This is a genomic window from Syntrophorhabdaceae bacterium (genome assembly GCA_035541755.1).
In the GTDB taxonomy this organism is placed as follows: Bacteria; Desulfobacterota; Syntrophorhabdia; order Syntrophorhabdales; family Syntrophorhabdaceae; genus PNOF01.
This window is the reverse complement of record DATKMQ010000125.1, coordinates 1-9,761: the sequence shown is the minus strand read 5'-3', so window position 1 is coordinate 9,761 and position 9,761 is coordinate 1. Positions and strand designations below refer to the sequence as shown.

Below are 9,761 nucleotides of genomic sequence, written 5' to 3'. Positions count from 1 at the left end.
CGGATAACGATAGTTCTCTGTTTCGTAGCGGGTACTCCTCCCTGTCATACAGTTATTAGTCAAATGGTCGTTTAGGAAATCTTTTCTCATGAAGGCATCGCAAGCCTCCGCACAATGTCTCCGGGTCTGCTCACCACCTCCTTTTAGCTAATAAGCTGTAAAGCTGTTGGCCTGCCACTTGTCGAGCCTTCCCCGTCATACCCATATAATGCAATCGAAGCTGCCGAACTCATTTGTCCATCGCTCCGTGACGTTTGGATCATCGTGCCCTTTACCATCAACTATAAAGCGGTATTCGTAGACCCCTGGTTCCAAGTACAAAATCCTTTGCCACATGCCCGGTGTCTTGCTCCTCTTGTCCCGCCTGAGAGGATGAGAACGCGTATTCCCGCCATTGAAAGTACCGGCGAGATGCACACTCTTCGCTCCTGGTGCATGAAGCTTGAAGGTAATGCGCTTTTTCGTGTTCTTTTTTGCGCTATTCATCTCTCTTCTTACGCAGCTGCTACATTTTCACCACTTGTGCGGTATTGTCCGCATCCTGTCGTGTTCAATCCCTTCGATGGCTCTGGAGACATCGACGCAAGCCCTCTACATAAGGATCGCGCTCCTGAATGGGACTCAGGGTCCGCCCTTCTGCCTGTGAGAACACAGGTTTTAGCCACCTGTCGAAACATACCAACGTTAACACGAGAATTTTATGTAACTTCCCAGCGACAGTCTCTTCTCCGTTTCCTCTCCCGCAATGGAAAGGTGTGCTTGTTTCAGTATAATCTGAAGCCAGCGGGATCCGTTTCATTAACCCATGACGGTAGGTGCGGTGCATGTATTTAGTCCTCCATGTTTAGTCTTAAGAAAAGCTCTCCGCTGCGCACCTGATAAATCACAATAAGCCTTCATTATCTGCACCAAGAAAGCCATCTACAGAATGATACGACAAGCGCTAACTCACGTCTGTCGCAAGACCAACAATTATTTTGTAGTACTTTCATGCAGGCGAGCCTGTGGTCGTTTTTACTACAGAGATTGAAAAAGCAAGGCTAAACAAATCAATTTTCGGCGTTAGGGCGCGCAGCGCGTTACGTTCTGGGGAGCACTGGCCATGGCGGTGACCGCGGGCGTCGGGGCTCTTTTCTGAAGGGCATGGAACTTTAGCCGCAGTTAACTCCCTAATCGAAGTGCTGTCTGAGCTCTTTCTTCTACCTGCAAGGGGCCGGATCAGTACTCAGTCTGAGCTATAAGTGTCTTCTCTGCCTGAAGGCACAATACAGACCAGGAATACCCACGCCTCAAGGGGCCCGCAGCCGAACATGATCGAAGGAAGGGCCTGCTGACTCCTGATTCTGCAATGCGTACTCTTTGTTAAGAGGGTGTGCGACCGACGGCTAGTCCATAGCATGTGCGAGCCTTATACTGTATTCATACCGTGATCATTGTGGTGCACAATTCAGTCAAAGGAGAAATCTATGAGAACAAAAGTGGGTTTGTGGATCGATCATGGGAGGGCCATTATCGTGACTGTTACGGACAAAGGGGAAGAGATAGGGCTGATAATATCGAGAGTTCAAAAACAGCCCCGCCGTTCCGGCGATTCCCCCCTCAAGGGGCCTTATGAACCTCACCATGTACAGGCGCAGGATAGCCAACAGAGAGCACTTACGGGACATCTTAACATTTACTACGATGCCGTCATTGCATCTATTCGCGATGCAGAGTCCATCGTAATATTTGGTCCCGGTGAGGCGAAGGGCGAACTTAAAGAACGTCTTGAAAAACACGGCCTCGGCGGACGTATTGCAGGTGTTGAAACAGTCGACAAGATGACGGACCGTCAGATTACGGCGAAAGTTCGACGGTACTTTCCAAAATAGGGTCCGGCAGTAGGATCCGCGTACGATTCCTTAACGTCTAGAGGAAACAAGGCCTCGTTGCCAACGGCAACAATAATGCTTATATTTATGTATTGGCTGCAGAACAGCACAACACTTAAGGGCCCTGGTAGAGGATGAGCCGCAATGCGTCAGGAAGGAGCAGTTCCAAAAAGAATGTGTGCACGAGAGATTGCATAAGGCGCTGGTAGATCTTGTGTTATATACAACCACCGTAGCATAGTGCAGATTCCTAAAACAAAGAAGGGAGTGCGAAGCAATGAAGGTTAAACCGTTACAGGATAGAGTGGTTATCAAGAGGCTCGAGGAAGAGGAGAAGACAAAAGGGGGGATCATTATTCCGGATGCCGCTAAGGAGAAACCCCAGGAGGGCCGTGTGGTCGCGGTCGGCAGCGGTAAAATGACGGAGAAGGGTCAGAGAGTGGCGCCTGAAGTAAAGGCGGGAGACAAGATCCTGTTCGGCAAGTACTCGGGAACGGAGATCAAAATTGACGGCGAAGAGCACCTGATCCTCAGGGAAGAAGACATACTCGCAATAATCAAAGATTAGGAGAGAAGGAGATACCATGGCAAAAGATATTCTGTATGACCAGAAAGCAAGGGAATCGCTCCTCAGAGGGGTAAACGCACTTGCCGATGCCGTAAGAGTTACCTTGGGACCCAGGGGAAGAAACGTAATGGTAGACAAATCATTCGGCTCTCCGACCGTCACAAAAGACGGTGTGACCGTGGCCAAAGAGATCGAATTGGAAGACAAGTTCGAGAACATTGGCGCCCAGATGGTAAAGGAGGTAGCGAGCAAGACTTCCGATGTCGCCGGTGACGGCACCACCACAGCCACGGTGCTCGCCCAGGCCATTTACAGGGAAGGAACAAAACTGGTGGCTGCCGGGAATAGCCCTATGGAGCTGAAGCGGGGTATCGAAAAGGCGGTCGAGGTCGTTGTCGAGGAATTGAAGAGGCTTTCCAAACCGACGAAGGACCAGAAAGAGATCGCCCAGGTAGGAACGATCTCGGCAAATAACGACGAGACGATCGGCAACATTATCGCCGAGGCTATGGGCAAGGTCGGAAAAGAGGGTGTCATCACCGTGGAAGAAGCGAAGAGCATGGAGACCACGCTCGACATCGTTGAGGGTATGCAGTTCGACAAGGGCTATATCTCTCCTTACTTTGTCACGAACCCAGAAAAAATGGAGGTTGTCCTCGAGGAGCCGGTCATCCTCATCAACGAAAAAAAGATCAGCAGTATGAAAGACCTTCTGCCCGTTCTGGAGCAGGTTGCAAAGATGGGAAAGACCCTTTTGATCATATCTGAGGACGTGGAAGGCGAAGCCCTGGCAACCCTCGTGGTAAACAAGTTGAGGGGGACCCTGAAGGTCGCCGCGGTCAAGGCGCCGGGGTTTGGCGACAGAAGAAAGGCCATGCTCGAGGATATCGCCATTCTTACCGGTGGGCAGGTAGTATCTGAGGAACTCGGCATTAAACTCGAGAGTATCAGCGTAAAGGATCTCGGTTCTGCAAAGAGAATCGTAATCGATAAAGACAACACGACTATCGTAGATGGTGCCGGCGAAAAGAAGGATATAGAGGCTCGAGTAAAACAGATAAGAACCCAGATCGAAGAGACCACCTCCGACTATGACCGTGAAAAGCTCCAGGAAAGGCTCGCGAAACTGGTGGGTGGCGTGGCCGTTATTAATGTGGGTGCCGCGACTGAGACGGAGATGAAGGAGAAAAAAGCTCGTGTTGAGGATGCTCTCAACGCAACGAAGGCAGCGGTCGAGGAAGGTATCATCCCCGGCGGCGGCGTCGCCTTTATCAGGGCTATTGACAAACTGAATACTCTCAAACTCGAAGGGGAGCGACAGTTCGGCGTGCAGATCGTCAAGAGAGCCCTGGAAGAGCCGACGAGATGGATCGCGCTCAACGCCGGACATGACGGCTCTATCGTCATCGACAAGGTGAAGAACGGTAAAGGCGGATTTGGTTTCGACGCGGCCAAGGAAGTCTACGTTGATGACATGCAGGAGGCGGGTATCATCGATCCGACCAAGGTTGCCCGCAGTGCACTGCAGAACGCTGCTTCCGTGGCAGCCCTGCTTTTAACGACGGAAGCCATGATCGCAGAGAAGCCGAAGGAAAACGCTCCAGCTTACCCGCCTATGCCTCCGGGAGGTGGCATGGGAGGCATGTACTAACCGGCAAGTCCTATAGAAATGAGCCAGCAAAGGGGGACGCCGCGGTCCCCCTTTGCTTCTCAGAACCTCTGGCCTAACCCGATATCCGTTTTTAAAGCCTTCACTTCCGTACTATGACCTTTATTCCCTATTTTCCCGGTCATCTGTTTCATTGTTGCAGTGTCCGCCACAGGGTCAGCGAAAGAAAGCAGACCCGAATATGGGCTTGGGTCCGGTCTTCTTTTTGATGAAAGATCCGCCGCCATGCCCAGATCTTTTGCGGTGCGGAAGGCATCTTCAACTTCGGTCAGCTGGATGTACGTGTCCCAGAGGGTCTTGGGATCAGGTTCCATCCAATTGGTACGCAAGGATATAAGTGCCTCCTGTTTCCAGTGCCCACGCGTAGCCGACGCGTTTGATATCAACGGTAGCCTACGACGGAGGCTCCTCTTCTTTTTTCAAAGTGTTTCAGCTCTCGCGGCGAGATATAATCAAATCTTGTTGATGGAGAAAAGAAAGGCGTATCCTAATTGAGAGCAGTTAAATCTCAATATATCCCCTGTGGCCAGCAGGGAAGAAAGGATACGCCCGTGAAGAATGATGAACCTTTCGACGAGAAAAAGCAAGTGGAAGAAAGCCATTGTTGCGGTGGCGCGGATGCTGATCAGGCGCTATCGGGCCTGTCTCATATCCGGCACGCCCTACGTCATCGTGTCGCTGCGTAGTAGATGAACGGATACTGGAGCGGGTTACGTGATCGAAGTCGGCGAAGGATACGTAGAGGAGATCTTCTGTTCTGGCAAAGGGATGCGCTGTTGGACAGCATGGTTCACCCTTGTGCACCGGATCCGAGTTAGCCGCGGGTATCATCTCTCGCTGCATACTGAAGGCAAAGGTTAGTAAGCACGGAAACACTTCCGACCGGAGCGACTATGACTGATTTCGCAAAAAGGTCATCTTCGTTGAAATCGTGAGATTTATGTGCCACGGAGTTTTTTTAGGAGAAACGGCTGCCCGCTGGTCAGCGCGCAGTTTAGGTCTACTTTCCGAATTCTCCTAACTCCATGATAATAGGCCGTACCGCAAACTGACTCGTTTGTGTACTACACAACCGAGCCCCAGGATGGGGCGACGGCGGTTCGAACGGGAATGCGCTTGGGTGAACTTATCGCGCTTCGGGCTAACGACATTGATTTCGAGAAAGGTTTTATCAGAGTGGACGAATCTATCTCCTTGAGGGACTTGGGGACACCGAAAAACGGTTGTTCCAGACTCGTGCATATGTCCAGACAGCTCACACAGGTCCTCGCAAATTACCTGCTCGAGATTGAAAAACTGAGGATCAAGAATCGCTGGAAAAAGGCGCCGGAGTGGCTGTTCTTCAATCGCAGTGGCAACTTTATCGATCCCGACGACTACCGGGAACGCGTCTACAAGGAAATTTTCAGAAAGGAAAACGAACGGCGTCAGGCTGAAGGCAAGCCTCCTCTTCGTAGAATCACGCTCCACCAGCTTCGCCATACGTTCGCATCCAGTTTGATTAAACGGAGGGAGCACCTGGATTACATCATGAAACAGATGGGGCATTCATCGATTCAGGTCACCATTGATTTGTACGGCCATCTGCTGCCGCTGGATAACCGCGAGGCAGCCGACAAACTGGACGATCCGGATCTGGACCTGCACCTGCCTGCACCCCAGCTACACCCTGAGGCGGTTTTCCACAAAAAAGAGGGGCAGGAAAATTCTCCTAACCCCTCGGTTTTATTTGGTTGCGGGGGCAAGATTTGAACTTGCGACCTTCGGGTTATGAGGGATTTCCGGTCGCTTCCCCGTTTCCAATAAAATCATGAACTTGCAGTTGTCTTAGTAGCTTATATACCACGTCTCCATGTCCATGTCCACCATCATTGCCATGTTTTTCAAATTTTAGGGTACAGTTTGGGGTACAGTAATTGTCGTCTTCTCTGATCAATTTTCGCGAGCTCGTGCTGCAGTCGTATCGTGTCTTCGCCAAGCTACCTGGCTTCTTTCTCCATCGTTGTTATTTCTTTATAGAGGTCGCTCACCCTTTTGCCCTTAAACATTTCTTTTCTTATTTTTGTGTAGTCACCATGTCCCGATTCGTGCTGTAACATAAACCTAGTCGCGTTAACCAGCCCTATCCTTTCAACTAATGCGTCCCACCCTGCCTTTCTCAGATTGGCGCCACTCAAGGTCTTTGGCTGAGCCTTAAGCATTTTTGAATACCTCCTTCACAACAAATTCCAGCGGACCGCACACTTGCAACACAAGATGACATTTCCCTTGCTTAGCCTTTCTTATCACGCTATCATCACACGTAATAAAATAAGCCGCCCCGCCTGACTCGGCACAGGCCAGGTGTAGCGCATCGATTGGGTCGATGCCTGCGCCTTCAAGCACTGTCGCCCGCTCCTTAATAGCCTTGTTTAGCCTTAGCCATTTTCCTGCAATTGAGAAATAACTTGAAACTCGCTCTCGACGCTCAATGAATGGGTTACGGCTGTTTTCATAGCTGAGAACCGAAGAACCTATAATTTCCATGTCACCTTTTACAGTTCTGTCAATTATCGAAAGAAAGGCTTCCGTTTCGAGCTTTATCCGGACCTGATCTTGGTCATCAAATGGTCTATTGTACACACTTGTGTCAAGATACGCCACCAGTTTGTTCCCTTTCAACGGCTCCCCCTATCCAGGTCCTGTGCTCTATTACATTAGACCAATTCGGTCTCAGTTTTCAATTGGTTTGAAGGCTGGCACAATAAGCTGGATAGAGAGATAGCCGCATTCTCAAATCGGTGAAGAACCGGTAACGGTTCTCTTTTTTCCTCTGCGACAGAGGGTGTTGCGCGGGGTCAATCTTGCATCGATGGTGTGGAGATAACGCACCACTGGAGTCTGCGCGTGCAATGTTTTGAAAGATCTGACAGAGTCTACTTGAATACTTTTGCGCTGCAGTGCTCACAGTAGAAATAGATATTGCGTCCATCAGATAATGTCAGCAAACCTCTTCGTTCCCGGTCGATGGTCCATCCACCGCGGTCGCCGTTTGCGAACACCACATTACCCCGTAGCGTAGCACCTCGACATATCGAGATCGTGACCGTATTCTTTATAACTCACGCGTCGAGCACGGCGAAAGAACTCCTGCACGTCTTTTTTGGTGAGCACGAACTTTGAGCATACCTCCGGTGTTACATCAGAACTGATATTTTCAGAGTAAGCCCCAGAAGGGAAGCCATCGATCCACGAGAACGTGGTCAAGCGGCACTTCAACACTGCCCTGGAGAAAGCGAAGCTGCGCCGAGTCTCTTTTCACAGCATTCGGCATAGCAACGCCAGCATGAGAATCCGCAATGGACAGAACATCAAGTATATCCAGCAGCAGCTTGGCCATTCGAGCATCAAGGTGACGCCGGATATCTACGGGCATCCGTTCAACGATGCGGGCTTTGCACGGGAGCAAGTGGCGCTGCTGACGCTCTCGTTAAAGAAATTGCATCAGGGGTAGCAGCCAGAGTCTGTACTAAGACGGTCCCAAGTTATCAGATGTCATCCAATAACTGGTATGAGCAGACGATGTTAGCCGTGAAAGCCTCCAATTGTAATCGGTACTTAATTATTCCACCTAGCAGTAATGCATCTGTCCCACAGCACTGATTTTATGGGCTCTACGCTGTGGCTCATGTTACCTAACACAATCCACATTTATAGCTTACGGTATGGTAACATTGACGCATCTGTACAAGCGACATCGCTTGATTCTTCTATTCCAGGGTTGTTTCTTCGCGTCAAGTTACTTCATTTCATTACTGCTGAATTCAGAAGTGTCATTGTAGTTATGCATGTATATCGTTTTTCTGATCCGAAGTTGAGACTTGATTTTGGCATACCTCTGCACTTTGTTACACCTGTTACATGGGTGAGAAACATGGCAGCGGCGCATTACTGGTAGAAAGTGAGGATAGCGCGGAGGTCAGCGAGACGCCGCTTTATGGCCCACTCGCTCCATGTCCCCGGCGCCCTGCCGGCTTACTAGGTTATTGACAGAATACAGCGATGCACAAGAGAATCCCTCTATCGTCCCCTACTTCTACATCGCGAAGGCCATTTTTTGCCGTCCATATCAAACGCTCTTTTTTGTACTAGTCGGGCCTTACGTTGTAATAGATAGTTCCGTCAAGTCTAAGAAGTCTCTTTATGTGTTCAAGGAGATGCTGAAACCGGTCGTTCACATATAGAACCCTAGAATAGTCGGCAACAGGTCCAGGGTTTTTCCATTCAAGCGCTTTCTTGATTTCCTCTGGGGTCATACCGTCGGATATTTCCTTTTCTTCGGGGGTAAGCCGGCTTACCACTTCTTGAGGAGAGAGAGCTGAGATTTCCTTTACCCATTCTCTCTTCCTTTTTATGGCAATAACACCGGCGACCTTCGCCGAAAAATCAGAATCACAAAATAAGCCGTCATTCTTTCTGGACCAACAATGCTTGTGCTCAGCAAGAAAGTCATACTCCGTTCCAAACACTGCATCGCAGATATCTATGTCTTCTTTATTGTCGGCTTCCATAACTATGAGATTGATGTTCCTCTCGTCAGCCCCCCACTCAAACGCCCCTACTGCCTTACGCAAACTTCCCCTTATTTGATCTCTGGCCAATCCCGTTATATTTACCACCCCCAAATCACCGGCATAACCGAGAGTCAAATGAGACAACTCTATCTTTCCGGGAGCCCAAAACTTAACTTCGGCCTTTTGATTGTCCTCGCCAACAAAAAAGAAACTTTCTCCTTCCGGGGCAGACGCCGCTTTATCGCTTATGAATTTCATAAGCTTGGTCAGACCATCCTCCGCAAACTCGTCCGACAAGATGCAACTGTAGAATTTGCCAACCTTAATTTGTTTTGCCGTTTCCTTGATTTTCTGAATCATCTTTTCTTGTTTGTTTTCTCGTGCCAGCTTGGATAGGTCTTTCATCTGTATCCAATAGGTTTCTCACTGCCTGTCTAGTTGAGGCAGTACGTCGTATCTCTAGCTTCCCCGTTCCGACCGAGCGGACTGCCATCGACGGCCTTATCATCCATGGGTATTTATGTGCCTCTATGGCAGCTTACGCATCAATTCCTTTATGCAGGATGTTGAGCAAAGTCACACGATCATGGTGCTGGCCACGAGGAACTGTGAGCCTATCTCCTTTGCCAGAATGTCTGCAACCTGAGCAGCAGCACAGCCGCGTGCTTTTTCTGTTCGTCAGTCAGCTTCCGCTCCATGCCATGGAGCTTCGCAAACTCGACAAATTCTGTGAAGTATCCCTCGAACCTTTTTGTGCGCTGTCCCACGGGTGGTTCCGATCGATTCGGTGCTAAGTTTTCTCCAGGCCGTCCCCAAATAACATAGACGAACCTTTGAAGAAAACCCAAATAGGAAAGAAGCAGGGAAGTCGCCGCGTACAGCATGCGAGGCGGCATTTGGTCGTCTTCGTGAAGTCCGGTAAGCGCCGCAAGCACGTGTCCTTCATGCACGGAGCCCTTTCTCTCCAGGCGTCGCACCACCTTTTTTTCAACGGCCTCAACCTCACCTGGTTCGAGTCCGAGGACCTCGGCAAGGTCGATGGCGACGTCCGTATCATCCATGTAGAGGTACGCCGTGAGCCAGGGGAATTCCTCGTTGGG

General features: G+C 50.0%; 12 protein-coding genes. 6 read left to right on the top strand and 6 right to left on the bottom strand.

The window, feature by feature from the left end:
- Positions 1 to 195: 195 nt before the first annotated feature.
- Positions 196 to 486, bottom strand: coding sequence for a glycogen-binding domain-containing protein (locus tag VMT62_12740; protein HVN97288.1), 291 nt, complete (start codon positions 484 to 486; stop codon positions 196 to 198).
- Between the two features lie 980 nt (positions 487 to 1,466).
- On the opposite strand from VMT62_12740, the gene VMT62_12735 reads away from it, so the two are divergent.
- The 3 genes from VMT62_12735 to groL all read left to right on the top strand — a co-directional run bounded on the left by VMT62_12735 (position 1,467) and on the right by groL (position 4,090).
- The gene (locus VMT62_12735) at positions 1,467 to 1,871 is read left to right on the top strand and encodes a hypothetical protein (protein ID HVN97287.1); all 405 of its coding nucleotides are present in this window, start codon (positions 1,467 to 1,469) and stop codon (positions 1,869 to 1,871) included.
- A 277-nt stretch (positions 1,872 to 2,148) separates the two neighbouring features.
- On the top strand, positions 2,149 to 2,439 hold the full coding sequence (groES, locus tag VMT62_12730) for a co-chaperone GroES (protein ID HVN97286.1): 291 nt from the start codon (positions 2,149 to 2,151) through the stop codon (positions 2,437 to 2,439).
- Positions 2,440 to 2,455: 16 nt separating this feature from the next.
- Positions 2,456 to 4,090, top strand: coding sequence for a chaperonin GroEL (gene groL / locus VMT62_12725; protein ID HVN97285.1), 1,635 nt, complete (start codon positions 2,456 to 2,458; stop codon positions 4,088 to 4,090).
- A gap of 59 nt (positions 4,091 to 4,149) precedes the next feature.
- Here groL and VMT62_12720 read toward each other — a convergent pair whose 3' ends face one another.
- A complete protein-coding gene (locus VMT62_12720) occupies positions 4,150 to 4,437 on the bottom strand; it encodes a hypothetical protein (GenBank protein ID HVN97284.1) in 288 nt (95 codons plus the stop codon).
- A 229-nt stretch (positions 4,438 to 4,666) separates the two neighbouring features.
- On the opposite strand from VMT62_12720, the gene VMT62_12715 reads away from it, so the two are divergent.
- Together VMT62_12715 and VMT62_12710 are read left to right on the top strand one after the other, a co-directional pair.
- Positions 4,667 to 4,801 carry a hypothetical protein gene (locus VMT62_12715; protein HVN97283.1) on the top strand — a complete coding sequence of 45 codons (135 nt, stop codon included), beginning with the start codon at positions 4,667 to 4,669 and terminating at the stop codon, positions 4,799 to 4,801.
- A gap of 366 nt (positions 4,802 to 5,167) precedes the next feature.
- On the top strand, positions 5,168 to 5,860 hold the full coding sequence (locus VMT62_12710) for a site-specific integrase (protein HVN97282.1): 693 nt from the start codon (positions 5,168 to 5,170) through the stop codon (positions 5,858 to 5,860).
- Positions 5,861 to 6,087: 227 nt separating this feature from the next.
- Here the strand turns inward: VMT62_12710 and VMT62_12705 are convergent, their stop codons facing one another.
- Positions 6,088 to 6,309 (bottom strand): hypothetical protein, encoded by a 222-nt coding sequence (locus tag VMT62_12705; protein ID HVN97281.1) that lies wholly within the window; start codon positions 6,307 to 6,309, stop codon positions 6,088 to 6,090.
- Positions 6,302 to 6,769, bottom strand: coding sequence for a PIN domain-containing protein (locus VMT62_12700; protein HVN97280.1), 468 nt, complete (start codon positions 6,767 to 6,769; stop codon positions 6,302 to 6,304). Before VMT62_12700 ends, VMT62_12705 begins: the two co-directional genes overlap by 8 nt.
- Positions 6,770 to 7,346: 577 nt before the next feature.
- Between VMT62_12700 and VMT62_12695 the strand changes: the two genes are divergently transcribed.
- Positions 7,347 to 7,601 (top strand): tyrosine-type recombinase/integrase, encoded by a 255-nt coding sequence (locus VMT62_12695; GenBank protein ID HVN97279.1) that lies wholly within the window; start codon positions 7,347 to 7,349, stop codon positions 7,599 to 7,601.
- Between the two features lie 634 nt (positions 7,602 to 8,235).
- On the opposite strand, the gene VMT62_12690 is transcribed toward VMT62_12695, so the two are convergent.
- Positions 8,236 to 9,066 (bottom strand): hypothetical protein, encoded by an 831-nt coding sequence (locus VMT62_12690; protein ID HVN97278.1) that lies wholly within the window; start codon positions 9,064 to 9,066, stop codon positions 8,236 to 8,238.
- 209 nt (positions 9,067 to 9,275) lie between these two features.
- The coding region (locus VMT62_12685) for a hypothetical protein (GenBank protein ID HVN97277.1) at positions 9,276 to 9,761 on the bottom strand (486 nt) is incomplete at its 5' end.

Excerpts from the sequence above, each read along its gene's own strand:
- VMT62_12715 (HVN97283.1), top strand. The coding sequence starts at position 4,667 with ATGATGAACCTTTCGACGAGAAAAAGCAAGTGGAAGAAAGCCATTGTT.
- groL (HVN97285.1), top strand. The coding sequence starts at position 2,456 with ATGGCAAAAGATATTCTGTATGACCAGAAAGCAAGGGAATCGCTCCTC.
- VMT62_12740 (HVN97288.1), bottom strand. The coding sequence starts at position 486 with ATGAATAGCGCAAAAAAGAACACGAAAAAGCGCATTACCTTCAAGCTT.
- groES (HVN97286.1), top strand. The coding sequence starts at position 2,149 with ATGAAGGTTAAACCGTTACAGGATAGAGTGGTTATCAAGAGGCTCGAG.
- VMT62_12690 (HVN97278.1), bottom strand. The coding sequence starts at position 9,066 with ATGAAAGACCTATCCAAGCTGGCACGAGAAAACAAACAAGAAAAGATG.
- VMT62_12735 (HVN97287.1), top strand. The coding sequence starts at position 1,467 with ATGAGAACAAAAGTGGGTTTGTGGATCGATCATGGGAGGGCCATTATC.
- VMT62_12705 (HVN97281.1), bottom strand. The coding sequence starts at position 6,309 with ATGCTTAAGGCTCAGCCAAAGACCTTGAGTGGCGCCAATCTGAGAAAG.